Below are 23,240 nucleotides of genomic sequence, written 5' to 3' on the forward strand. Positions count from 1 at the left end.
GCTGCGGTTTGCGGCTCCGCCTGAGGGCGAAGTCGCCTGTTGATGTCCTGCCGCTGTTGCGGTCAGGCGCGCTTCTGGCCGACGAAGCGGCCCACACCTTCCGGTGCCGGCAGCTGCGCATGTGCTTCGGAAATGGCGGCAAGCTTGCTCAATACGTGTTCCGGTGCCGGCACGGACTTACCGGCCTTGCTGTCGACATGGAGCGCCATCTGCTCGGCGGTCGCCACTGCTTCATTGGTCTCGGCGTTGTAGATCGTCGAGAAGATGTGCAGGCGCTTCTCGTCGGAGGACAGCACCTGGCAGGTCGAATAGAGCGCGTCGCCGAGCTTGGCCTCGCCGAGGTTCCGGATGTGGGTCTCGACCGTGTAGTAGCTGTGGCCGTCGCGCACATAGTCGAGATCGACGCCGATCAGGCGCAGCAGGCCGTCGGTGGTGTCGCCGAAGACCTGGAGATAGCGGTGCTCGGTCATGTGGCCGTTGTAGTCGACCCAGGCGGCGCTCACCTTGGTGTCGACGATGCGCAGCGGCTTGACGTCGCCGAGGTCGGCTTCCGGCTTCTTGGCATTGGCCCAGAGCTTGGCCTCGAAATCGGCAAGCAGCTTGCCCGCACCCCAGCCTTCGCCGCCGTTGCCGGATTTCAGCGCGTGCATGATGCCGACGAGGTTTTCGTCGCGGATGCGCTCCAGCTCGCGGATCGAGCGGCCGGCGGCCTGCGCGTCCGACTGGGCGCCGATCTTTTCGACGAGCGCATCGTCGAGATCGACGACGTCGGTGAACTTCGTCCAGGGCCATTTCAGGCAGGGACCGAACTGGGCGAGGAAGTGGCGCATGCCGGCTTCGCCGCCGGCGATGCGATAGGTCTCGAACAGGCCCATCTGCGCCCAGCGCATGCCGAAGGAATAGCGCATGACGTTGTCGAGCGTTTCGGTATCGCAGATGTCATCCTGGATCAGCCAGAGCGCCTCGCGCCAGAGCGCCTCGAGCAGGCGGTCGCCGACGAAAGCCTCGATCTCCTTGGCGATGACGACGCCCTTCATGCCGATCTGCTCGACGCCCAACATGGCGCGCTCGATCGTCGCCTTCGACGTCTTCTTGCCGCCGACCAGTTCGACGAGCGGCAGCAGGTAGACCGGGTTATAGGGGTGCGCCACGAACATGCGCTCGGGATGGTGCATCTCGGCTTGTAGATCGGAGGGCAAAAGACCCGAGGTGGACGAGCCGATCAGCGCATCGGCCTTTGCGGCCGCATCGATCTTGGTGATAACGCCGCGCTTCAGTTCCAGCCGTTCCGGCACACTTTCCTGAATCCAGTCAGCGCCTTCGACTGCTTCCTCGATGCTCTTGCAGAAGGTGAGTTTTCCCTTCGGCGGAAGCGGCGCCATGGTCAGCATGGCGTAGGCGCGCTCGGCATTAGCCATGACTTCGCCGATGATGCGCTCGGCTTCCGGATGCGGGTCGAAAATCTTCACGTCGATGCCGGCGAGCGCGAAGCGCGCCACCCAGGCGCCGCCGATGACGCCGCCGCCGACACAGGCTGCTTTGGTGATAAAGCTCATGGTGTTCTGCCCTTGCTCAGCGCTTCGTCAGCTTCAGTTTCTCGCGGACTTCCTTCGGCCCGATGATCTTGGCGCCCATGCCTTCGATGACGCCGACCGCCTTTTCGACGAGCTTGCCGTTGGTGGCGAGCTGGCCCTTGCCGATATAAAGGTTGTCTTCGAGGCCGACGCGGACGTTGCCGCCGGCAAGGACCGCCGCTGCCGGGTAGGCAAGCGCGTTGCGGCCGATGGAGAAAGCCGAGAAGGTCCAGTTATCAGGCACGTTGTTGACCATCGCCATGAAGGTGTTGAGGTCGTCAGGCGCACCCCACGGAATGCCCATGCAGAGCTGGATCAGCACCGGATCCTCGATCAGACCTTCCTCGGCGAGTTGCTTGGCGAACCAGAGATGGCCGGTGTCGAAGGCCTCGATCTCGGGGCGGACGCCAAGTGCCGTCATCTGCCGCGCCATTTCGCGCAGCATCGACGGCGTGTTGGTCATGACGTAGTCGCCGAGCGAGAAGTTCATGGTGCCACAGTCGAGCGTGCAGATTTCCGGCAGACATTCGGCCACGTGGGCGACGCGCTCGGTGGCGCCGGCCATGTCGGTGCCCTTCTCATTGACGGGCAAGGGGCTCTCGACATTGCCGAATACCAGGTCGCCGCCCATGCCGGCCGTCAGGTTCAACACGATATCGATATCGGCGGAGCGGATGCGGTCGGTCACTTCCCGGTAGAGATCGAGCCTGCGGGAGGGCGCGCCGGTTTCCGGATCGCGAACATGGCAGTGGATCACGGCGGCCCCGGCCTTTGCCGCCTCGACCGCCGCTTCGGCGATCTGTTTCGGCGTGATCGGAACATGGCTGGACTTCGAAACGGTGTCTCCCGAGCCGGTGACGGCACAGGTGATGAATACCTCGCGGTTCATGCTGAGCGGCATTGCTGTCTCCCTTTTATTGACCCCATTACGAGCCAAGAAAGGGCGCGCTGCTTTTCATAATCGGCTTCATCCTATACATTATCGGCGATGGCGCGGAGAAGTTTAGATATGGATCAGAACGTTTCGCAGGTGCAGCACGTCGATATCCTGGTGCTGCCGGAGACCAATCTGATCCTCGTTGCCTCGGTGATCGAGCCGATGCGTGCGGCCAACCGCATCGCCGGGCGGCCGCTCTACGACTGGACGATCTACAGCCCGGATGGAGAACCGATCGAGACGAAGAGCGGCATACCCATCCCCGTCTCGGGCATCTTCCGGCCGCAGCGTGAAACGTCGCCGCTCTTCATCCTGTCGAGCTACAACTGGCAGCGTAGCGCCACCTCGCAACTGAAGATGCTGCTTTCGCAGACCGCACGGCACCGCGAGATGATGGCGGGCATCGAATCCGGCTCATGGCTGCTTGCCGAAACCAGCCTGCTCGACAATTTCAAGGCGACCACCCACTGGGAGGATTTCGAGGATTTCACCACCACCTATCCGCAGGTGATCATGGTTCGCGAGCGCTTCGTCATCGACGGCAAGCGCATCACGACCGGCGGCTCGCTACCGACGCTCGATCTGATGCTGGAACTGATCCGCCGTGCGCACGGCTACTCGCTGGCGCTCGAAGTGTCGCGCCTCTTCATCTACGAGCAGGAGCGCACCCGCGGCGACCTCCTGCAGATGCCGGCGATCGGCAACATGCGCATCCTCGATCCGCGCGTCGGCGCCGCCGTCAAGCTGATGGAGGAAACCGTGGAAGCGCCGTTGACGCTGGCGCGGCTTGCCCGCCGCATCGGTGTCAGCACGCGCCACCTGCAGGATCTCTTTCGCGACACGATGGGCGTCGCGCCGCACGAGCATTACCTTGCGCTTCGCCTCAATGCGGCGCGGCGCAAGGTGATCGAGACACGTCTGGAATTTGCCGACATCGCGGCGATCTCCGGCTTCAACTCGTCGTCGTCCTTCTCGCGAAGCTACCGGGCGCATTATCGCGAGAGCCCGAGCGAGACCCGGCGACGACTGAAGCTCAAGACTTGAACACCCACTTCATGTGTTGATTCAGAAGGAAGTTTTCCGAGTCGTTTCAGGCGGTTGGCCGCAGGGGATCAAAGTTTGATTCCGCCGGCGGCACCGTTGCCATCAGGCCCGTGGGCTCGCCTTCATCATCGAAATCATCAGTTCGCCGATCTCGCCGGCGAAAGCGCCGCGCGGCCAGACAAGCGTTAGGGATTGCCGGTAAGCAGGGCCAAGCCGGATCATCGCCGGAGGCCGGTGCATCCTTGCGAGCGAGGATTCCGGCAGCACCGAGAGGTAGCCGTGCTGAGCGACGAGGTTGATGATAACAGGAATGGAATCGACTTCGACGAGGGCGATGCGGCGACGCTCGGTCTCATCAAGCGTGTCGTCGAGGAAGCGGGCGGTCTCGCGGCGCAATCCGCTCCTGACGCTTGGCACTGCGATCGGGCAGGCGGCGAGCAGCCTTGGCAGGTCGCCTGCGAACGCGGAAAGGACGGAGGCGGGGCCTGCCAGCGCCAGTGGCATCTGCGACACCAGCCTGCCGTCGCAATCCAAGGGGATCTCGGCGACATCGAGAAGGGCGGCGTCGAACCGCCTGCTTCTAAGGCCAGCCAAAAGTTCATCCGCCGTGGTGCTGGATATGTATAGCGGCTGGCGCGGGCGGGTACGTTGCCAGTTCGCCGTCAGCGCTGCCAGCATGCGGGCGATCTCGCTTTCAGGACCGAGTGGCATGACGGCGCCCAGGCGCCAGGTGGCGGCGTCGCGGCGGAAGCGATCGGCGGATGCGTGTGTCAGCCGCGCCCAGATGTCGAGCAGGGCGTCGACAAATGGAATGATCCGCTCTGCGGTTGCCGTGCCGAGGACACCGCCATGAGAGCGCTCGAACAGGCGGCTGCCGAGATGGCGTTCAAGGTCGGCCATCTGCCGTGTCAGCTGCGGCTGGCCGAGGCCGAGCGCCTTGGCGGTGGCGCGGATGCTGCCGGAGCGGGCGATCCGGACGAAGCGGTCGAGCGCGACGAGGCCGATCGGCGGCGTGGGATCGATCGCCTCCTTGCCTGCCGCCTCCATGATGGCAGCAATCTTGGTCGTTGCCTCCCTGATTTCAGTTGTGCGGGCGCGCGCTTCGAGCGTCAGGACGAGTGCGGTTTCTTCTCGCCGGAACAGCGACATGGAGATCGCCTGTTCAAAGCGCTTGATGGCGGCGCTGACACTTGAGGGGGCGCGTCCGCTGAGCGTGGCGGCGCGGCGGATGCCGCCTTCGCGGAGCACCGTATCGACGATCACGATCGTTGCTAAGTCCATTCGGCGATCCTTCTGCCAGACGAGCGGTACCATGCGCCGATGGCATGTCCATGATTACGCATTGCCCGTTCCAGATTTGGGATATAGCACGAGCGGGCGATAAGCGCATAGCATGCACAAAGCAACCAAGGCCTTGCGAGCGGCGGTTGCGAGACATCAGAGCATCCGCGCACCGTTTCGAAACCGAAGCGGCTCCTGCGCGGGAAGGTATCCATCGGCATGCTGCATCAGGTCAAATCCATCGTTCTCTGCGGGAAACCGCTGGACTTCGCGACGCTCGAGGACATCGGGGCGGGAAGGGTTCGGCCGGTGGCCGATGACGGCGGCATGGAGCGGGTGGCCGCGGCCCACAAGGTGGTTGCCGAGCGTGTCGCGATGGGGCTTCCCGTCTATGGTTCCAACACCGGCGTCGGCTCGATGAAGGACCGTCTCTGGACGGCCGACGATCTGGCTGAATTCAACAATTCGCTGGTCAGAGCCCACCATTTCGGCACCGGCGAGTTCTTCGCGCCGGCGATCGTGCGCATGGCGATCGCCATCCGCGTCAACACCGCCATGCGCGGCCACACCGGCTGCAGCCCGGATCTGATCCGGGCGTTTCTGTCCCTTCTTGCGTCCGACATCATTCCGGCCGTGCGCCGGCACGGCTCGATGGGCTGCGCCGATATCGGCCTGATGGGGCAGATCGCCTCGGTGCTGACAGGCGTCGGCGAGGCCTACTATCAAGGGCGCCTCGTTTCGGCCGAGACGGCGCTTGCCGAGGCGGGCCTGAAGCCATTCGTCATGCAGCCGCGCGACGCGCTGGCGGCGCTCAGCGTCAATGCCATTTCCTTCGCCGCGGCGGCCAACGTGCTGCGCGAGGCGGCGGCCGCGATCCGCGTGCTGCTCGTCACCGGCGTTATGTCATCCTTAGCGCTTGGCGCGTCGGCCGATCCGTGGCGGGTGGCGGCAACGCTCTCGACCCGCGGCGAGGCGCTGGTCGGCTCCTGGCTCTACGGTCAATCCGGTGTTGCAGACTGGCCGGTGCCGACGGCCATCCACGATCCGCTCAGCCTGCGCATGACCGCCCAGGTGTTCGGCGCCGTCGTCGATACACTGATGGTTGCCGCCGGGCGGCTGGTGGAGGCGACCTATCTCTCCGACGACAACCCGGTGGTGCTCGGCGGCCAGGTGCATTCCTCCGGTGCGTCGCTGCCGTTGACGACGACGCTTTATATCGAAGCGGCACAGATCGCCTTTTCGCATGCGGCACGCAACGTGTTGAACCGCTGCATCCTTCTGTCGAACGGCGGACGTCGCAATCTCTCGGTCAATCTTGTCGCGCCGGGAGAGGTGGCGACCGGGCTCGGCCCGCTGATGAAGCTCGCCGTCGAACTTTACATGCGGGTGCAGTCGCTGGCCGTGCCGCTCTCGGCGCAATCGATCGTCGTTGCCGGCGGTCTCGAAGAAGAAGCGACCTTCCTGCCGCTGATCGTCGAGCGCATGGAAACGCAGGTGCGGGACCTGCGCCAGCTTGCCGCCATCGAGGCGATGCTGTCGTCGCAGGCGATCGATCTCGTCGGTGACCAGCCGCAGGGCGTCGTCAAGCGCGCCTACGACCAGACCCGTTCCGTCAGCCCTATGTATCTCAAGGACCGGCCGCTCTCGAAGGAGATCGAGGCGCTGCAGGATGCCTTCACCTGCCACGATCTGCTGCGCTCCTTCGTCGCCACCGCACCGATGCCGGAGTTCGACGACTTCTTCGCGCTCGGCAAGTGACCCACACCTGACCCATCGGGAGTACAGCATGTCCGATTTCGATCTCGTTCTGAAAGGCACCGTTGTTCTCCCTCACCGGATCGTCGAGGGCGGGCACGTGGCGGTTCGCGACGGCAAGGTGGTGCATGTCGGCCAGGGAGCGGCACCGGCGGCACGCGAGCGGCATGATCTCGGGAATGCGCTGATCCTGCCCGGCGCCGTGGATGCGCAGGTGCATTCGCTGTCGCAGAAGAACCAGGAGGATTTCATCTGGTCGACGCGTTCGGCGGCTGCCGGCGGCGTCACCACCATCGTCGACATGCCCTATGACGAGGGCAATCTCGTCTGCTCGGCTGAAGCCCTTCGCCGCAAGATCGACCATGCCGGTCCGCAGGCGCGTGTCGACTTCGCGCTTTATGGCACCGTCGACCCAGAGGAGGGGCCGGCACGCATCGGCGAAATGGTGGAGGCGGGTGTCGCCGCCTTCAAGTTCTCGACCTTCGGCACCGATCCCAAGCGCTTTCCGCGCATTCCGGCGGCGCTCCTTGAAGATTGCTTCCGCGCGATCGCGCCAACCGGGCTTGCCGCCGGCGTCCACAACGAGGACGACGAGGCGGTGCGCGCCGCGATCGATAAGGTCAAGGCGGCGGGCATCACCGACTACCGCGCCCACGGGCTGTCGCGCCCGCCGCTGACGGAACTGCTTGCCACCAACCAGATTTATGAGACCGGCGCTGCCACGGGCTGCCCCGCGCATGTGGTGCACTGCTCGCTCGGCCGTGGCTACGAGATTGCCGCCGCCTACCGCGCGCAAGGACATGCGGCGACGATCGAGTGCTGCATCCACTATCTGACGCTCGACGAGGAAAACGACGTCCGGCGCCTCGGCGGCAAGGCGAAGATCAATCCGCCGATCCGCCCGCGCGCCGAGGTCGAGAAACTCTGGCGGCATGTGGCCGATGGTACGGTGACGATGGTCTCGACCGATCATGTGAGCTGGTCGGAGGACCGCAAGACCAATCCGGACATGCTGGCCAATGCCTCCGGCGTGCCGGGGCTGGAAGTCATGGTGCCGCTCTTCGTCAAAGGCGCGCTCGAACGGGGCATTCCGTTGACGCGAGCAGCCGAACTGATGACGCTGAACCCGGCGCGGCATTTTCGTCTGGACCACCAGAAGGGCGCGCTCGAATCCGGCAAGGACGCCGATATCATCGTCATGACGCCTGAGCCCTATGTCTATGACGCAGCGGCAAGCGGTCACAACGTTGTCGGCTGGTCGCCCTATAACGGTATCAGGCTACCCTGGCGGGTATCTGCCACGTATCTGCGCGGCAGGCTCGCCTTCGATGGTCGCGAGGTGCTGGCCGAGCCCGGTGTTGGGCAATTCGTCCGGCCGCTGGCCACGTTGGCGCTGCAGGAGGCGTGATGAGCAAGACCGCCCACAACAAGGTCCCGGCCAATCTGCCTGTCAATGCCGGCCGGATCGCCGGCATCGTGAACGGTTTGGCCGGCATCACCGAGCTCGACCGGCCCTACACACGCCGCGCTTTCACGCCGCTGTTTCTCGAGGGCCGCGCCTTCCTCGACCGGCGCTTCCGTGCCGCCGGGCTCGAAACCCGGATCGACGCCGCCGGAAATCTGATCGGCCGGCGCAAGGGGCGCAAGTCGGCGCTCGGCACCATCATGCTCGGCTCCCATTCCGACACGGTGCCGGACGGCGGCCGCTTCGACGGTATCGCCGGCGTTGCGGCCGCGCTCGAAGTGGCGCGGGCCCTGGCCGACAACGGCATCGAGCTCGACCATGATCTGGAGATCGTCGATTTTCTCGCGGAGGAAGTGTCGATCTTCGGCGTTTCCTGCGTCGGCAGCCGCGGCATGGCGGGCGTGCTGCCTGATGGCTGGCTGAGCCGTACCCAGGGCGAACTCAGTCTGCGGCAGGGTATCGTCGAGGTCGGCGGTGATCCGTCGCGGCTTTCGGGTTCCAAGCGCTCCGACATCAGGGCATTTCTGGAACTGCACATCGAGCAGGGGCCGGTGCTCGAAACCGGGCGGCTCGATGTCGGCGTCGTGACCGCCATTTCCGGCATCACTCGCATCGAGATCATCGTCGAGGGGCAGGCGGATCACGCCGGCACGACGCCGATGGGGCATCGGCGCGACGCGCTGGTCGCAGCCTCGCGGCTCGTGCTGGAGATCGAGCGGCTGGCGATGGAACTCTCGCAAGGCGAGGGGCATTTCACCGCAACGGTCGGCGAATTTGCGATCGAGCCGAATGCGGCGAATGTGGTGCCGTCGCGCGTGCGGTTGTTGATCGACGCGCGTGCCGAGCTCAGGCCGCAGATGGAGCGGTTTCTCGCGACGCTTGGGCCCCTTTGCAACGGCCTCGCCGAGGCATCGGGCGTGACGATCGCGCCTGCCAATGTGATTTCCGACAACCACCCGACGCCGGGCGATGCGCTGCTGCTCTCGACGCTGGAAGAAAGCTGCGACGCAATCGGCGCCAAGCACCGGCGCATGGCGTCCGGTGCCGGCCACGATACCGCCTGGATGGGGCGCATCACCCGCTCGGCGATGATCTTCATACCCTGCCTCGGCGGGCGCTCGCATGCGCCGGAGGAATGGGCCGAAAACGACGACATCGCGCTTGGCGCCGCCGTTCTTTTCGATGCGGTGAAGAGGCTCGACAGACGATTGCAGGAGAAGGTGTGAGATGGGCCGGATACTGAAGGAAAAGGACGTCGAGGCGGCGGTCAAGGGCGGCTCCGTCTATGCCGCCGGCGGTGGCGGCTGGGCCGACCATGGCCGCATGCTTGGCTACGCCGCGGTCTCGATCGGCAAGCCCGAGCTGGTGTCGATCGACGAGCTCGACGCCAACGATTGGGTGGCGACGGCAGCGGCCATCGGCGCCCCGGCCTCGACCACGCCCTGGGAAATGCGCGGCGTCGACTACGTCAAGGCGGTGCAACTGTTGCAGGAGGCGCTCGGCGAGAAGCTCTCGGGCCTGATCATCGGCCAGAACGGCAAGTCCTCGACGCTCAACGGTTGGCTGCCCTCGGCAATCCTCGGCACCAAGGTGGTTGACGCGGTCGGCGATATCCGCGCGCATCCGACCGGCGACATGGGCTCGATCGGCCTTGCTGGTTCACCCGAACCGATGATCCAGACGGCGGTCGGCGGAAATCGCGACGAGAACCGTTATATCGAGCTGGTGGTGCGCGGCGCCACCGCCAAGGTCTCGCCGGTCCTGCGCACCGCGTCGGACATGTCGGGCGGCTTCATCGCATCCTGCCGCAATCCGGTGAGGGCGTCCTACGTGAAAGCCAATGCGGCGCTCGGAGGTATCTCGCTGGCGCTGGCTCTGGGTGAGGCGATCATCGCGGCGGAAGCCAAGGGCGGCAGCGCTATCATCGACGCGATCGTCAAAGCGACCAATGGCGCGATCCTTGCCGAAGGCACGATCACCGACAAATCGGTCGTCTATACCAAGGAAGCCTTCGACATTGGCACGGTGACGCTGGGGAAGGGCGCTGACTCGACGGTACTGCACGTGATGAACGAATACATGGCGGTTGACTCTGCGGAAGGCCAAAGGCGCGCGACCTTCCCCGACGTCATCACCACGCTTTCGCCCGACGGCGAACCCTTGAGCGTCGGGCAATTGCAGGTGGGGATGAGGATCTTCGTGCTGCATGTGCCGAAGACGGTGATCCCGCTTTCTTCCAGCGTACTCGACCCGACGGTCTATCCATCCGTCGAAAAGGCGATGGGCATCGAGCTTGCCCGCTACGCGCTTTCCGAAAGCTGACGGGAGCGATGCCATGGCGCGTGATGCAGGGCTTGAGGAACTGATACGGGAGGAACTCGGCGAGCGAGCCGGCCTTTCGGAAAAGGCGATGTTCGGCGGCTGGGCCTATCTGCTGCATGGCAACCTGCTCCTTGGCGCACGCGAGGGCTCGCTGCTGGTGCGGCTCGGCAAGGGCAATGACGGCTGGGCGCTGGCACTACCCGATATCGAGCTGATGGTGATGAACGGGCGGGCGATGCACGGCTGGGTGCGCGCAGGCGCGGATGCCTACGGCGACGATGCCTTGCGCCGGCGGCTGCTCGATGGGGCGGTTGCGTTCGTGGAGACGCTGCCGCCGAAGTGATGTGATGACACGGAGAATGTAGTATCATCCAAGTTATATGTCTTGGCGAGGATTGCTTTATGTTTAGATCGCGATCAGCTAGCTTAGTTCATTTTTTTATCGGTGTTGGTTTGCCCTATTTTGCAATTTTATCAATGTATATAAATGCATGGATATTGTATTTAAATTATAGATTGTCTATCGGCAGTGTTAGTATTGATGTAATCAGAATCATGATAAAGTCATATAATTATAGTTTGTATTCAGTTCTTTTATATTTCGCTCCTGTTTGGCTTATTTACATGGCCGCGAACTGGCGGGCCTATCTGTCTATTTTAGCGGATGCGACAGATAGAGAGAGGTGGAAGAAGGATCCTGCTTTAAGAGAAACCATTCTAGGGATGAGCATTTTCTACTGGGACGAGTTGGTCAAAGAATGTGAATCGCTGCCTGCGAAATGAAACAGGCGTTCGTCGCCGGTCGGCGAGACAACAAAGAGGAACAAGACGATGCCCAAGGCCAATCCCCGGCACCCTAATTTTCCGATCCCCGGCGGGCCGGAGCTGCGCGCCAAGGGCTGGCGGCAGGAGGCGCTGTTGCGGCTCCTCGAAAACGTGCTTTCGGTCGGCGAGGATCCGGACAATCTGATCGTCTATGCCGCACTCGGCAAGGCGGCGCGCAACTGGCCGGCGCATCGCGCCATCGTCAAGACGCTCACCGAGATGGACGAGGACCAGACGCTGATCATCCAGTCGGGCAAACCCGTGGGTCTGCTCCAGACCCATGCCAAGGCGCCGCTGGTGATCATGGCCAATTGCAACATCGTCGGCCAATGGGCGAAGGCGGAGGTGTTCTATGAATTGCAGCGCAAGGGGCTGATCTGCTGGGGCGGGCTGACGGCCGGCGCCTGGCAATATATCGGCAGCCAGGGGGTGATCCAGGGCACCTACGAGATTTTCATGCGCATCGCCGAGCGCCGATTCGGCGGCGATCTCTTCGGTCGTTTCGTGCTGACGGCGGGTCTCGGCGGCATGGGCGGGGCGCAGCCGCTCGCCGGCCGCATGGCGGGGGCTGCGATCCTCTGCGTTGACATTGATGCGGAGCGGGCGAAGAAGCGCCGGGAGATCGGCTATCTCCAGGAGATCGCGCCGGATCTCGATGCGGCGCTGGCGATGATCGACGCGGCTGTGAAGGAGAAGCGCGCGCTTTCCGTCGGCCTCGTCGGCAATGCGGCGGAAATCTACCCGGAAATCGCACGGCGCGGCATCGTGCCCGACGTGGTGACCGACCAGACCTCGGCGCATGATCTCGTCTACGGCTACGTGCCGAAGGGCATGAGCCTCGACCAGGTGAAGTCGCTGCGCGATGACGGCCAGGGGCAATTGATGGCGGCAAGCCGTGCCTCGATCGTCGAACACGTCAAGGCGATGCTCGACTTGCAGAAAAAGGGCTCGGAAGTCTTCGACAACGGCAACCTGATCCGCACCCAGGCCCGCGAGGGCGGCGTTGCCAATGCCTTCGACATTCCGATCTTCACCGAAGCCTATCTCAGGCCGCTCTTTGCCCGCGCCATCGGGCCGTTCCGCTGGATGGCGCTGTCAGGCGAGGAGAGCGACATCGCCCGCATCGACGACCTTTTGCTGGAGATGTTCCCGGACAACAAGATCATCACCAACTGGATCAAGCTCGCACGTCAGCATATCCCGTTCGAGGGCCTGCCGGCCCGCATCGCCTGGCTCGGCCATGGCGAGCGCACGGCACTGGCGCGGCGCGTCAACGAACTGGTGGCGTCCGGCGAACTCAAGGGGCCGATCGCGTTCTCGCGCGACCATCTCGATGCTGGCGCCATGGCGCACCCGAACATCATGACCGAGCGGATGAAGGACGGATCGGACGCGATCGCCGATTGGCCCTTGCTCGACGCCATGCTGCTCTGCTCGTCGATGGCCGATCTCGTCGTCGTGCATTCCGGCGGCGGCGGCTATGCCGGCTATATGACCAGCTGCGGCGTGACCGTCGTTGCCGACGGCACGGCTGAGGCCGACGAGCGGCTCGACCATGCGCTCACCAACGATACCGCGCTCGGCGTCATCCGTTATGCCGATGCCGGCTACGACGAGAGCTTCGAGGAGATCGCCGCCAAGGGCATCGGGCATGTGAAGGTGTAGGCCTTGGCGCAAGGCCCGCGCAGGGCCGTCACATTCACCGACCTCATTCCTGTGCCTGTCACAGGAATCCAGCAGCGCCGCGTCGGCGGCGCTAGAGACGCTTTCATTTTCGCTGACTGCAGAGCGTCATTCACGGCGCGGACGCGCTGTGGCTGGATTTCTGTGACAAGCACAGAAATGAGGGAGAAGAGGAAACGCTCCAGGTCCTCAGGCAAGGGCGATGGTCGAGGCGGCGATGGCCGGCCTCAGACAGAGCGCAGAAAATGTGACGATCGTCGCTGGCTTTGCGGCCGATCAACAGCTGGCCTGCCTCGCTGACTTGCGGGATTCCACCTGTCCGGCTCTGAGGCTTGGGCTTGAGCAATGCAAGCGCTAATATGCCGCCTTTGCTGCCCGGAGGCGATCATGACGTCGAGCTTCAATGTGCAGAGTGCGGCCGGCTATGAACAACTGATGGGGCGGTGGAGCAGGCAGCTGGCGCCGTTGTTCATCGACTTTGCCGGCATTACCGACGGCGAACGGGTGCTGGACGTCGGCTGTGGCACCGGAAGCCTGACCTTCGCGCTGCCGCATGCCGCAAATCTCAGCGAGATTGTCGCGATCGATTTTTCACCCGTCTTCGTCGAGGCGGCGACCCGGGCGAACAGCGATCCACGGATCAGGATCCAGCAGGCCGATGCCTGCGCGCTTCCCTTTGCCGATGCTTCTTTCGACCGGGCGCTGGCGCTGCTGGTGCTGCATTTCGTTCCGGAGGCGGGAAAGGCGGTTGCCGAGATGCGCCGGGTCACGCGGCCGGGCGGCGTGGTCGCCGCTGTGGTCTGGGATCATCTTGGCGGCATGCCAGGCATGCGCATGGTGCTCGATACGGCGGCGATGCTCGATGAGAATGCGGAACAAATACGCAGCCGCTATTGCTTCCAGCCGATGATGCGGCCGGGCGAAATGATGCAGAGCTTTGCGGCGCATGGCCTTGAAAAGATCGAGCAGACCTCTCTCATGATCCGGATGGACTATCAGTCGTTCGAGGATTTCTGGCAGCCGATCGCGGCGGGCGAGGGACCCTTGGGCAAATATGTCGGCGGGCTGGATCAGGCGCTGCGGGCAAAGGTCGATGCGGCGGTCAAGGCCGCCTATGAGGCCGGCCAGCCCGACGGTCCCCGGTCCTTTGCGGCGGTGGCTTGGGCATGCCGGGGGACGGTTCCGGAGGCCTGATAAGGTCGCCAACCTCATCCCTGTGCTCGTCACAGGGATCCAGCAGCGGCGCGTCGGTGGTGCGAAAGGCACCTTCGATCCGGCGTTCTAAAGAGTCATTCACGGCGCGGACGCGCCATGGCTGGATTTCTGTGACAGGCACAGAAATGAGGGAGGGGAGGAGACGCTCCAAGCCCAACTGCATGAGGGGAACGCGCGATTGCCGCACCTCGCGACATCGGGAGGATGCTACGTCAGCATCTTCACACCACCGTCTCGCCACCGTCCACCACCAGGATCTGGCCGGTCATGTAGGAGGAGCGGTCGGAGACGAGGAAGAGGATCGACTCGGCGATCTCGTCGACACTTGCCCAGCGGCCGAGCGGCACCTTTTCGCGGATATAGGATTCGATCGCGCCGCGCCCGCCCATCTGGGCGATGAAGGGCTCGTTGAAGGGCGTGTCGACCCAGCCGGGGCAGAGCGCGTTGACCCGGATGCCGTGGCGTGCGTAGTCGCCGGCCATCTGCTTGGTCATGGCGATGACGGCGTGTTTGGTGGTGGTGTAGGCGATCATCTCGCGATCATAGAGCACGCCTGAGGAGGACGAGGTATTGACGATGACGCCGCGGCCGGCCGCCCTCATCGACGGCATGACGAGGCGTGCGGCCATGAAATGGGCGCGGACGTTGAGGTTCCAGGAACGGTCGAAGCCCGAAATCTCGACCTCTTCGAGATCGCCCGCCACTTGAGCGCCGGCATGGTTGTGCAGAATGTCGATGCTGCCGTGGCGATAGAGGATATCGGCGATACCATCGCTGAGCGCTGCGTCGTCGGTGACGTCGATCGCCAGCGCCTCGGCGCTGCCGCCCTTGGCGGCGATCGCCGCGACGGCGGTGCTGGCAGCCGCAAGGCTGCGGTCGACGACGACGACATGGGCGCCCTCGCGCGCCATGATGGCAGCACCCGCCTGACCGATCCCGGAGCCGGCTCCGGTCACGATCGCGACCCGGTCTTTCAGGATCATGGTTTCACTCCCCGGATTTTGTTTTCTTCTCTCGCATCAGGATGCGGGCGGTCAGGATCAGAAGCAGCGAGGCGACAAGCACCAGCGTCGCGATCGCGTTGATCTCGGGCGTCACGCCGCGGCGGATCGAGGCGAAGACGTAGATCGGTAGCGTGGTTTTCGAGCCCGCGACGAAGAAGGCGATGATGAAATCGTCGAAGGAGAAGGTGAAGGCCAGAAGAAAGCCGGCGAGGATCGACGGCAGGATCTGCGGCAGCACGATCAGCCGGAAGGTCGTGAGCGGTGTCGCGTAAAGGTCGCTCGAAGCCTCGACGATATCGCGGCCGAGGCTGGCGATGCGGGCCTTCACGATCATCGTCACCAGCGCCATCGAGAACAGGCCGTGGGCGGCGATGATCGAGCCGTAGCCGAGGCCGAGCTGCGGCGGCTGATCGCCCGGCCAGATGGTGGCGAGCGCCGGATTGATGAAGGAGAAGACGGCGACCAACGCCACCAGCGTCGCGATGCCGATGACGACGCCGGGCACGACGATTGCCGCTGCAAAGAGCGCATCGAAGATCGCCCGGTTGCGCGGCGCCAGCCGCTCCATGCCAAGGGCCGCCATGGTGCCGAAGATCGCCGCAAGCGTGGCGCTGGTGAAGGCGATCAGCAGGCTGTTCTGCAAGGCCGAGACCAGGAAGGTGTTGCCCAGCGCCTTGCCGTACCAGGCGGTCGAAAACCCGGTGAACTCGCTGGCGTTACGCCCGGCGTTGAAGGAGAACAAGACGACGAGCGCGATCGGCGCGTAGAGGAAGAGATAGACGGAAGAGATAAAGGCGCGCATCAGACGAGATCCACCTGTCTTGTGCCGGCAACGCGGAAGGCAATGCGCATCGCCACCATCAGGATCACCACGACAACGGCAACGAGGGTGACGGCGATCGCCGAGCCGAAGGGCCAGTTGCGCGATTGCAGGAAGAGATCGACCAGTGCATTGCCGATGAAGAACACTTTGCCGCCGCCCAAGAGCTGCGGGATCAGGTATTCGCCAAGAAGCAGGATGGTCACCAGCGCGACACCGGTCATCACCCCTGGTAGCGACAAAGGCAGGGTGACGCCGAAGAAGGTCGAGACCGGCTTGGCGCCGAGATCGGCGGAGGCTTCGAGCAGCCGGCGGTCGAGTTTTTCGAGGCTCACATAAATCGGCATAATCATTAGCGGCAGGTAGCCGTAGACGATGCCGAGCAGCACGGCCCCGGGCGTGTTGAGCATCCTCACGTCCTCGATGCCGATCACCGACAAAAGGTTCGGGATGCCGCGCGAGCCAAGGATGTACATCCAGGCATAGGTGCGCACGAGCAGGCTGGTCCAGAAGGGTACGACCACCAGCGATACGAGGATCAGCCGGTAGCGCGGGTTCGCCTTGACCGCGAGATAATAGGCGACCGGATAGGCGATCAGCAGGCAGGCGAGCGCGCCGATCGGCGCGAGAACGAGCGTGTTCCAGAAGGCCGCCGCACGTGTCGGCAGGTTGGCGAACTGGGCAAAGGTGAAGGCCGCCTGATAGCCGCCTTCCGGTGCGCGTTCGCCGAAAGCGAAGACCAGCATGGCGATGAATGGCAGCACGAGGAAGATCATCAGCCAGGCCGCCGCCGGCGCCACCAGCGCCGCCGTCACCAGGTTTCTCTTCGTGTTCGTTGCCGCGGGCATAAAGTTCATCCGTTCGAGTTTCAGTCGTGTTTCGGTCTGCTTGGCGCGGTGAGGGAAAATGCCCCTCTTCTGCACACAGTGGGTAAGCGCCCCTCATCCGGCCTGCCGGCCACCTTCTCCCCGCTTTCGGGGCGAAGGACACTCGTGGCCCTCGCTTGGTCCCTCTCTTCCGACAGAAGCAAGAGGGCAGGGAGCTCGCCGCTTGTTCCTTCTCCCCGCAAGCGGGGAGAAGGTGCCGGCAGGCGGATGAGGGGCAATTTCCAGGTTCAAGCCGACTTGAAGCGCGCCATCAGCTCTGCGCGGCCGGGGTCGGTCAGCGTCACGGCGGCGCCGAATTCGAGCGGGGTCAGCGAGGCCTCGTCCGGATAGACGATCTTGTTGCCGGTGACGTCGGCCGGAAGCAGCTTCAGCACGCGGCTGTCGGTGGTCGGGGCGCCGTTGGCGATGTGCTCCTTCATGGCGTTTTCCGGCGCCATCAGGTAGTTGAGTAGGGCGTAGCCGGCGGCCTTGTTGGCGGCGCTCTTCGGGATCGCGTAGAAATCCGACCAGATCTCGCCGCCGTCCTTGCCGAGCACGAACTGGATTTCCGGCATGTCGCGGTTGAGCTGGGCGCCGTCATTGGTCCAGCACATGGTCATCCAGGCATCGGTCGCGCGCATCGACGGCTGGTAGTCGCTGTTGATGGCGTAGAGATGCGGCTTGACCTTGATCAGCAGTTCCTCGGCCTTGGCGAGTTCGTCCGGCTTGATCGAGTTGAAGGAAAACCCAAGCGATACCAGCGCATTGCCGATGGTGGTGAGCTGGTAGTCGTGGACCATGGCGCGGCCGTCGGCCTCGGTCATGGCGATCTCGAAGAAGTCCTTCCAGCTCGTCACCGGCGTCTTGATCTTGTTCGAGTTGAGCGCGATGCCGGTGGTGCCCCAGTTCTTCGGCACCGCATAGGTCTTGCCGTCGACGACGCCTTCGTTGGTGAAGCGCGCCGTCTCGGTCGCAGCGTCGTAGTTCGGAAGTTTGGAAAGATCGAGTTCGTCGATGAGCCCGAGCTTCACATAGGTCGAGATCGTGTAGTTGGTGGGAACGAAGAGGTCCCAACCGGTGCCGCCGGCCTGGAGCTTGGCGAGCATTTCCTCGTTGGAGCCGAAGACGTTGACCTCGACGGCAACGCCGGTTGCGGCCTGGAAGGCCTCGAAGGTCGCGGGATCATGGTAGTTCGGCCAGGTGGCGATCGACATCTGCGTGCCGAGGTCGCCGGCAAAGGCAGTGGAGTTGAAGAGGCCCGGCTGGCGCGCGAGAACCGCTGTCGCAAGCCCGAGGCCGGTGACGCCGAGGAAATGACGGCGCGTAACCGAGCCGCGCTTCAGGCGCATCAGTTCGTCCGAGAGCTGATCGGCGGTGATAGGGGCATTTTCTCTGTACCATTTGCTCATGACGCTGTTCCCTTTATCGTTTGACGTTCATGCGTAGGCGGCAGAACCGGCTTGGTGAGGCCGGGAGAGTTCAGGCTGGAAAGACGTGCAGCGCGTTCGGATCGAAGGCGAGGCCGACCTTTTCGCCGGGCTCCACCAGTTCGCTGTCGCCGAGCGTCCGACGGTCGGCCGTCACCAGGAAATCGCCGAGCCCGTCGACCGCGACGGAGTATTCGACGGCTGAGCCCAAAAAGATCCGGTGAGTGACGGTGCCGGCAAGCGCGTCTGCGCTGGCGGCGCCGTTGCGCGTCAGGCGGATCGCTTCGGGCCTGAGCGCCACCGTTGCCGCACCCTTCGTTCCATTGACGGCAGGGGTGGCGAAGCGGGCGCCGTTGGCAAGGACAAGCGACGAGGCGCCGTCGACGGTCGCATCGATGCGGTTGGTCTTGCCGACGAAATCGGCGACGAAGAGGCTTGCGGGACGATCGTAGATCTCCTGCGGCGGGCCGACCTGGACGATGCGGCCGGCATTCATGACGCAGACAAAATCGCTCATCGACAGCGCTTCTTCCTGATCGTGGGTGACGAGCACGAAGGTGATGCCGAGCTCGCGCTGCAGCGTCTGCAGCTCGATCTGCATGGCGGTGCGCAACTTCTTGTCGAGGGCCGCCAGCGGCTCGTCGAGCAAAAGCACCTTCGGCTTGTTGACGATGGCGCGGGCAAGCGCCACGCGCTGCTGCTGGCCGCCGGACATTTCATGGATGCGGCGTTTGCCGAAGCCGCCGAGCCGCACCATTTCCAGCGCCTCCTGGGCGCGGCGGGAAATCTCGGCGCTGGCGATGCGCGGCCGCATCTGCCTCAAGCCGTAGGAGACGTTCTGCTCGACATCGAGATGGGGAAACAGCGCATAGTGCTGGAACACCATGTTGACCGGGCGGCGGTAGGCGGCAACACCGTTCATCGGCTCGCCGCTGATGAAGACCGTGCCCTCGCTCGGCTGCTCGAAGCCGCCGATCATGCGCAGGCAGGTGGTCTTGCCGCAGCCGGAAGGCCCGAGAAGCGCCATGAAGGCGCCACGCGGCACCTCGAGATTAATGTCCGATACGGCCGTCACGGCGCCATAACGTTTGGCGACCGAACGGAATTCGATGTCGTTCGTCGAAGCGGATGTCACGTCTGTTCCCTGCGGTTGTTTTCGGATGCAGCCAGGAATCTCCGTCCTGGCACTCCACCGTCATTGATACGCAGCCTAGTCAGCGCGCACCCTGCCGGTATATACCCCGAGAGAGGTATTTCAACGTGGAATGCTCTGTGTGAGGAGTATACCCCGGAGCAGGAAATATCGGCCGGGAGGGCGGTTTGAGCGTCGATCTCGAGGGGCTTTTTCAGGTCATGGCACCGTTGGTGGCAGGTCCTGCGCTAGACGACGAGGCGGTCGGCACCGCCTATCGGCGGCTGATGTCGACGCTGATGACCTTCGACTATGTGGTCGTCTTTGCCTATCGCGGCAAGGAACGGCCGATCGATCTCTTCAGCACCTTCAACGCCAAGGATCATGTGCTTTTCGTCAGCCTCTACCAGGCGGGGCCCTATCTGCTTGACCCGTTCTACCATGCGGCGTCACAGGGCAAGCCGGGCATCTGGCGGATGCGGGAGCTTGCGCCCGATCGGTTCTTCTCCTCGGAATACTACCGCACCTACTATGTGCAGACCGGGCTTGCGGAGGAAGTCGGCTTCTTCGTGCCGGTCGACGAGCAGATCACCGTCGTGCTGTCGCTGATGCGGCGCGAGGCGACGGGGCCGTTCAGCCCGGCGGAGTTTGCGCTGTTGAAGAAGGTCGAGCCGCTGGTCTCGGCACTGGTGCGCCATCATTGGGCGGGTCTCGGCCGACGGTTCGATGCGGCGCTGGCGAAAACCGGCCGCAGCCGCCGCAAGGCGACGCATCCACCGGCCGATGGCGTCTGGCAGCATCTCAATCTGACGGAGCGGGAATCCTCGATCATCGAACTGGTTCTGCAGGGCCATTCGTCGGAATCGATCGGCCTCAGGCTCGGTATCTCCACCGGTACGGTCAAGGTTCACCGCCGGAACGTCTACCGCAAGCTCGGCATTTCCTCGCAGACGCAATTGCTGTCGCTGTATCTGAGAAACCTCGGGCAGTAAGCCGTGTAGGCGCCGCCCATCACTGCATGCCCGCCCGTAGCGGCGCCCCGACGGCGCGCCGCGCCAGTCGATGCCGGCTCTCCCAATCCCATTCCTCCACAAACGTGATCGATCGCGCGGCTGATCGCTATTGACATTTTTTGCACGCCATGAAATTTCTTTCATTAACGGATAAAAATATCACGCGGTGCAAAAAATATCATGCAGCGCAACAAGGACCGGGTGGAGACAATGACGATTGGCGGGACAGGTATTCGTGACGACGAGACCAGCATGGCGACGCGGGCGGCCTGGCTGCACTATGCCGGCGGGCTGACCCAGGCCGAGGTCGCCAAGCGCCTGGGGCTTACCTCGCTCAAGGCCCATCGGCTGATCATGAAGGCCAACCAGGAAGGACTGGTGAAGGTCTATATCGACGGCGAAGTCTCGGAGTGTGTCGAGCTCGAGCAGGCGCTTTCGGCCCGCTTTGGCCTCGACTATTGCGAGGTGGTGCCGGACTTCGATTCCGACGATCTGCCCCTGAAGGCGCTCGGCATTTCCGGCGCGCAGTTCCTGAAGCGCGAGATCGAGCGCGGCGAGACGGCACTGGTCGGCGTCGGCCACGGCCGCACGCTTGCCGCGTGCGTCGAATATCTGCCGCGCATGGCAAGCGGCAACACCCGCTTCGTGTCGCTGCTCGGCGGGCTCACCCGCAAGTTCTCGGCCAACCCGCATGACGTGATCCACCGGCTCGCCGAGCGCACCGGTGCGGAGGCCTATGTCATGCCGGTGCCGTTCTTCGCCAACACGGTCGAGGATCGCGACGTGCTCTTCAGCCAGCGTGGCGTGCGCGAGGTCTTCGATCTCGCCAAGACCGCCGACCTGCTGATGGTCGGCATCGGCACCGTCGAGCGAGAGGCGTCGCTGGTCTCGACCGGCATGATCGAGACGAGCGAGATCGAGGAGATCCAGAAGGGCGGGGCGATGGGTGAGCTGCTCGGCCACTTCTTCGACAAGGACGGCGCACCAGTCGAAACAGCGTTGTCCGACCGGACCTTCACGCTCAGCCGCGACGACCTGAAGAACCGCCGCACGGTTGCCGTGGCCGGCGGCAAGATCAAGGTGCCGGCCATTCGCGCCGTGCTCGCAAGCGGGCACCTGAGCGGCCTCATCACCGACGAGCGGACTGCACGGGCGCTTGCCGCTGAGAGCGCATGAGGCGCTGAACATTCGGGGCCATTGCGGAGGGCAGGGAGGATCTGCCGTCCAGGCCTTAAAGGGAGGAATACCGGTGGGGTAGCCGGCAGTCGCAATCATACCCGCAACGGAGGAGAAGACGAATGTACGAGAAGGAGAAGGACCTCATCAGCGCATTCCTGCGTGGGGAGGTGGACCGCCGTGGCATGCTCAAGGGATTGGGTGCCGCAGGCCTGACCGCCGGCACGGCCGGCACGTTGTTCAACATGATGTCGACCCGGGCGCTTGCTGCCGATTTCGACTGGAAGGCGCATTCCGGCAAGAAGCTGAAGCTGCTTTTGAACAAGCACCCTTACGCCGACGCGATGATCGCCAACCTGCAGGCCTTCAAGGATCTGACGGGCATCGAGGTCACCTATGACGTGTTCCCGGAAGACGTCTATTTCGACAAGGTGACGGCGGCGCTGTCGTCGGGATCGGCAGAATACGACGCCTTCATGACCGGCGCCTACATGACCTGGACCTATGGTCCGGCCGGCTGGATCGCCGACCTCAACGAATGGATCAAGGATCCGACCAAGACCAACCCCAACTACAACTGGGACGATTTCCTTGCCGGCGTGAAGAACTCCTGCGCCTGGAACGGCCAGCCGGGCGGAGCGCTTGGGTCGGAAGACGCCAAGCAATGGTGCATTCCGTGGGCGTTCGAACAGAACAACATCACCTATAACCGCGAGATGTTCGACAAGGCCGGCGTCGAATTGCCGAAGAACCTCGACGACATGATCGCGGTTGCGGCCAAGCTGCAGAAGGACATCGGCGGCATTTACGGCATCGGCGTGCGTGGTTCGCGCTCCTGGGCAACGATCCATCCGGGCTTCCTGTCGGGTTATGCCAACTTCAACCAGAAGGACCTGAACGTCGGCGCGGACGGCAAGCTGTCGGCAGCGATGAACACCGACGGTTCGAAGGCCTATCACGCCAAGTTCGTGCAGATGATCCAGGAAAGCGGCCCGAAGGACTGGTCGACCTATACCTGGTACCAGGTCGGCACCGACCTCGGCGCCGGCGCATCGGCCATGATCTTTGACGCCGATTGCCTGGGTTACTTCATGAACGGCGGCGACAACAAGATGGCCGGCAAGCTCGGCTATGCCGCCTTTGCCGCAAACCCGGAGGCCACCGCCTCAACGCCGAACATCTGGATCTGGTCGCTTGCCATGTCCAACTTCTCCAAGGACAAGGACGCCACCTGGTACTTCCTGCAGTGGGCTTCCGGTCCCGAACATGCGCTGTTCGGCGCCACAAAGATGGACTTCGTCGATCCTGTTCGCCAGTCGATCTGGAAGGACGAGATCTTCCGCGAGAAGCTGAACGGCAAGTATCCGGGTTACGTCGAAATGTTCGACGCCTCGGCCGCCGGCGCCTCCATCAAGTTCACGCCGCAGCCGCTGTTCTTCGACGTCACCACCGAATGGGCGGCGACGCTGCAGAAGATGGTCGCCAAGCAGGTGCCTGTCGATGAAGGTCTCGACCAGCTTGCAGAAAGCATCAACCGCCAGCTCCAAGAGGCGGGTCTCGGCTGATAGGCCTCCCAAGCGATGCCCGGCGCTGACAAGCGCCGGGCATCCCGAGATGCCGGCTGAGCCGGCCTGTTGCGACCGGTTTGAGGTTGCACCGAAATCAACCCGAGATGCCGAGGGACTGGCGCGGCGCCTATAG

The 23,240-nt window shown here is 63.7% G+C and carries 19 protein-coding genes; 11 read left to right on the forward strand and 8 right to left on the reverse strand.

What is annotated here, in order from left to right; genetic code table 11:
• Nucleotides 1-62: 62 nt before the first annotated feature.
• Nucleotides 63-1,556: a carnitine 3-dehydrogenase gene (locus ASE60_RS23010; protein WP_057253315.1), complete on the reverse strand. Its 1,494-nt coding sequence runs from the start codon at nucleotides 1,554-1,556 to the stop codon at nucleotides 63-65.
• 16 nt (nucleotides 1,557-1,572) lie between these two features.
• Nucleotides 1,573-2,475 (reverse strand): 3-keto-5-aminohexanoate cleavage protein, encoded by a 903-nt coding sequence (locus ASE60_RS23015; protein WP_057253318.1) that lies wholly within the window; start codon nucleotides 2,473-2,475, stop codon nucleotides 1,573-1,575.
• 108 nt (nucleotides 2,476-2,583) lie between these two features.
• Between ASE60_RS23015 and ASE60_RS23020 the strand changes: the two genes are divergently transcribed.
• On the forward strand, nucleotides 2,584-3,555 hold the full coding sequence (locus ASE60_RS23020; RefSeq protein ID WP_057253319.1) for a GlxA family transcriptional regulator: 972 nt from the start codon (nucleotides 2,584-2,586) through the stop codon (nucleotides 3,553-3,555).
• A gap of 102 nt (nucleotides 3,556-3,657) precedes the next feature.
• On the opposite strand, the gene ASE60_RS23025 is transcribed toward ASE60_RS23020, so the two are convergent.
• Complete coding sequence (locus ASE60_RS23025; protein WP_162261319.1) at nucleotides 3,658-4,836, reverse strand: LysR family transcriptional regulator; 1,179 nt, start codon at nucleotides 4,834-4,836, stop codon at nucleotides 3,658-3,660.
• A 219-nt stretch (nucleotides 4,837-5,055) separates the two neighbouring features.
• Between ASE60_RS23025 and ASE60_RS23030 the strand changes: the two genes are divergently transcribed.
• From ASE60_RS23030 to ASE60_RS23060, 7 genes are all read left to right on the forward strand, one after another.
• Nucleotides 5,056-6,594: an aromatic amino acid lyase gene (locus ASE60_RS23030; RefSeq protein ID WP_057253323.1), complete on the forward strand. Its 1,539-nt coding sequence runs from the start codon at nucleotides 5,056-5,058 to the stop codon at nucleotides 6,592-6,594.
• 28 nt (nucleotides 6,595-6,622) lie between these two features.
• Nucleotides 6,623-7,999 (forward strand): amidohydrolase family protein, encoded by a 1,377-nt coding sequence (locus tag ASE60_RS23035; protein ID WP_057253324.1) that lies wholly within the window; start codon nucleotides 6,623-6,625, stop codon nucleotides 7,997-7,999.
• Complete coding sequence (locus ASE60_RS23040) at nucleotides 7,999-9,282, forward strand: Zn-dependent hydrolase (RefSeq protein WP_057253326.1); 1,284 nt, start codon at nucleotides 7,999-8,001, stop codon at nucleotides 9,280-9,282. Before ASE60_RS23035 ends, ASE60_RS23040 begins: the two co-directional genes overlap by 1 nt.
• A 1-nt stretch (nucleotide 9,283) precedes the next feature.
• Nucleotides 9,284-10,378, forward strand: a complete 1,095-nt coding sequence (locus ASE60_RS23045) for a DUF917 domain-containing protein (protein WP_057253328.1) — start codon at nucleotides 9,284-9,286, stop codon at nucleotides 10,376-10,378.
• 13 nt (nucleotides 10,379-10,391) lie between these two features.
• Nucleotides 10,392-10,721: a TfoX/Sxy family protein gene (locus tag ASE60_RS23050; RefSeq protein WP_057253330.1), complete on the forward strand. Its 330-nt coding sequence runs from the start codon at nucleotides 10,392-10,394 to the stop codon at nucleotides 10,719-10,721.
• 488 nt (nucleotides 10,722-11,209) lie between these two features.
• Nucleotides 11,210-12,868, forward strand: a complete 1,659-nt coding sequence (locus ASE60_RS23055; protein WP_057253332.1) for a urocanate hydratase — start codon at nucleotides 11,210-11,212, stop codon at nucleotides 12,866-12,868.
• A gap of 405 nt (nucleotides 12,869-13,273) precedes the next feature.
• Entirely contained in the window at nucleotides 13,274-14,080 is an 807-nt protein-coding gene (locus ASE60_RS23060; RefSeq protein ID WP_057253334.1) for a class I SAM-dependent methyltransferase, read from the forward strand.
• A gap of 242 nt (nucleotides 14,081-14,322) precedes the next feature.
• Here ASE60_RS23060 and ASE60_RS23065 read toward each other — a convergent pair whose 3' ends face one another.
• The 5 genes from ASE60_RS23065 to ASE60_RS23085 all read right to left on the reverse strand — a co-directional run bounded on the left by ASE60_RS23065 (nucleotide 14,323) and on the right by ASE60_RS23085 (nucleotide 19,353).
• Nucleotides 14,323-15,084: an SDR family oxidoreductase gene (locus ASE60_RS23065; protein ID WP_057253336.1), complete on the reverse strand. Its 762-nt coding sequence runs from the start codon at nucleotides 15,082-15,084 to the stop codon at nucleotides 14,323-14,325.
• Between the two features lie 4 nt (nucleotides 15,085-15,088).
• Complete coding sequence (locus ASE60_RS23070) at nucleotides 15,089-15,907, reverse strand: ABC transporter permease (RefSeq protein ID WP_057253338.1); 819 nt, start codon at nucleotides 15,905-15,907, stop codon at nucleotides 15,089-15,091.
• Entirely contained in the window at nucleotides 15,907-16,773 is an 867-nt protein-coding gene (locus ASE60_RS23075; protein WP_057254366.1) for an ABC transporter permease, read from the reverse strand. Before ASE60_RS23075 ends, ASE60_RS23070 begins: the two co-directional genes overlap by 1 nt.
• A gap of 266 nt (nucleotides 16,774-17,039) precedes the next feature.
• Nucleotides 17,040-18,200 (reverse strand): spermidine/putrescine ABC transporter substrate-binding protein, encoded by a 1,161-nt coding sequence (locus tag ASE60_RS23080; protein WP_057253339.1) that lies wholly within the window; start codon nucleotides 18,198-18,200, stop codon nucleotides 17,040-17,042.
• Between the two features lie 70 nt (nucleotides 18,201-18,270).
• A complete protein-coding gene (locus tag ASE60_RS23085) occupies nucleotides 18,271-19,353 on the reverse strand; it encodes an ABC transporter ATP-binding protein (RefSeq protein WP_057253341.1) in 1,083 nt (360 codons plus the stop codon).
• Nucleotides 19,354-19,538: 185 nt separating this feature from the next.
• Between ASE60_RS23085 and ASE60_RS23090 the strand changes: the two genes are divergently transcribed.
• The 3 genes from ASE60_RS23090 (at nucleotide 19,539) to ASE60_RS23100 (ending at nucleotide 23,104) form a co-directional block, all read left to right on the forward strand.
• Complete coding sequence (locus tag ASE60_RS23090; protein WP_057253344.1) at nucleotides 19,539-20,342, forward strand: LuxR C-terminal-related transcriptional regulator; 804 nt, start codon at nucleotides 19,539-19,541, stop codon at nucleotides 20,340-20,342.
• A gap of 231 nt (nucleotides 20,343-20,573) precedes the next feature.
• Nucleotides 20,574-21,539, forward strand: coding sequence for a sugar-binding transcriptional regulator (locus ASE60_RS23095; protein ID WP_057254368.1), 966 nt, complete (start codon nucleotides 20,574-20,576; stop codon nucleotides 21,537-21,539).
• Nucleotides 21,540-21,661: 122 nt separating this feature from the next.
• On the forward strand, nucleotides 21,662-23,104 hold the full coding sequence (locus tag ASE60_RS23100) for an extracellular solute-binding protein (protein WP_057253346.1): 1,443 nt from the start codon (nucleotides 21,662-21,664) through the stop codon (nucleotides 23,102-23,104).
• Nucleotides 23,105-23,240: the final 136 nt, after the last annotated feature.

Source organism: Ensifer sp. Root278 (assembly GCF_001429285.1).
Lineage (GTDB): Bacteria > Pseudomonadota > Alphaproteobacteria > Rhizobiales > Rhizobiaceae > Ensifer.

What these genes read in the sequence shown, in the direction of transcription:
- ASE60_RS23080 (WP_057253339.1), bottom strand. Translation starts at nt 18,200, where the DNA reads ATGAGCAAATGGTACAGAGAAAATGCCCCTATCACCGCCGATCAGCTC.
- ASE60_RS23040 (WP_057253326.1), top strand. Translation starts at nt 7,999, where the DNA reads ATGAGCAAGACCGCCCACAACAAGGTCCCGGCCAATCTGCCTGTCAAT.
- ASE60_RS23025 (WP_162261319.1), bottom strand. Translation starts at nt 4,836, where the DNA reads ATGGACTTAGCAACGATCGTGATCGTCGATACGGTGCTCCGCGAAGGC.
- ASE60_RS23060 (WP_057253334.1), top strand. Translation starts at nt 13,274, where the DNA reads ATGACGTCGAGCTTCAATGTGCAGAGTGCGGCCGGCTATGAACAACTG.
- ASE60_RS23075 (WP_057254366.1), bottom strand. Translation starts at nt 16,773, where the DNA reads ATGCCCGCGGCAACGAACACGAAGAGAAACCTGGTGACGGCGGCGCTG.
- ASE60_RS23015 (WP_057253318.1), bottom strand. Translation starts at nt 2,475, where the DNA reads ATGCCGCTCAGCATGAACCGCGAGGTATTCATCACCTGTGCCGTCACC.
- ASE60_RS23070 (WP_057253338.1), bottom strand. Translation starts at nt 15,907, where the DNA reads ATGCGCGCCTTTATCTCTTCCGTCTATCTCTTCCTCTACGCGCCGATC.
- ASE60_RS23035 (WP_057253324.1), top strand. Translation starts at nt 6,623, where the DNA reads ATGTCCGATTTCGATCTCGTTCTGAAAGGCACCGTTGTTCTCCCTCAC.
- ASE60_RS23045 (WP_057253328.1), top strand. Translation starts at nt 9,284, where the DNA reads ATGGGCCGGATACTGAAGGAAAAGGACGTCGAGGCGGCGGTCAAGGGC.
- ASE60_RS23100 (WP_057253346.1), top strand. Translation starts at nt 21,662, where the DNA reads ATGTACGAGAAGGAGAAGGACCTCATCAGCGCATTCCTGCGTGGGGAG.
- ASE60_RS23020 (WP_057253319.1), top strand. Translation starts at nt 2,584, where the DNA reads ATGGATCAGAACGTTTCGCAGGTGCAGCACGTCGATATCCTGGTGCTG.
- ASE60_RS23065 (WP_057253336.1), bottom strand. Translation starts at nt 15,084, where the DNA reads ATGATCCTGAAAGACCGGGTCGCGATCGTGACCGGAGCCGGCTCCGGG.
- ASE60_RS23055 (WP_057253332.1), top strand. Translation starts at nt 11,210, where the DNA reads ATGCCCAAGGCCAATCCCCGGCACCCTAATTTTCCGATCCCCGGCGGG.
- ASE60_RS23095 (WP_057254368.1), top strand. Translation starts at nt 20,574, where the DNA reads ATGACGATTGGCGGGACAGGTATTCGTGACGACGAGACCAGCATGGCG.
- ASE60_RS23030 (WP_057253323.1), top strand. Translation starts at nt 5,056, where the DNA reads ATGCTGCATCAGGTCAAATCCATCGTTCTCTGCGGGAAACCGCTGGAC.
- ASE60_RS23050 (WP_057253330.1), top strand. Translation starts at nt 10,392, where the DNA reads ATGGCGCGTGATGCAGGGCTTGAGGAACTGATACGGGAGGAACTCGGC.
- ASE60_RS23010 (WP_057253315.1), bottom strand. Translation starts at nt 1,556, where the DNA reads ATGAGCTTTATCACCAAAGCAGCCTGTGTCGGCGGCGGCGTCATCGGC.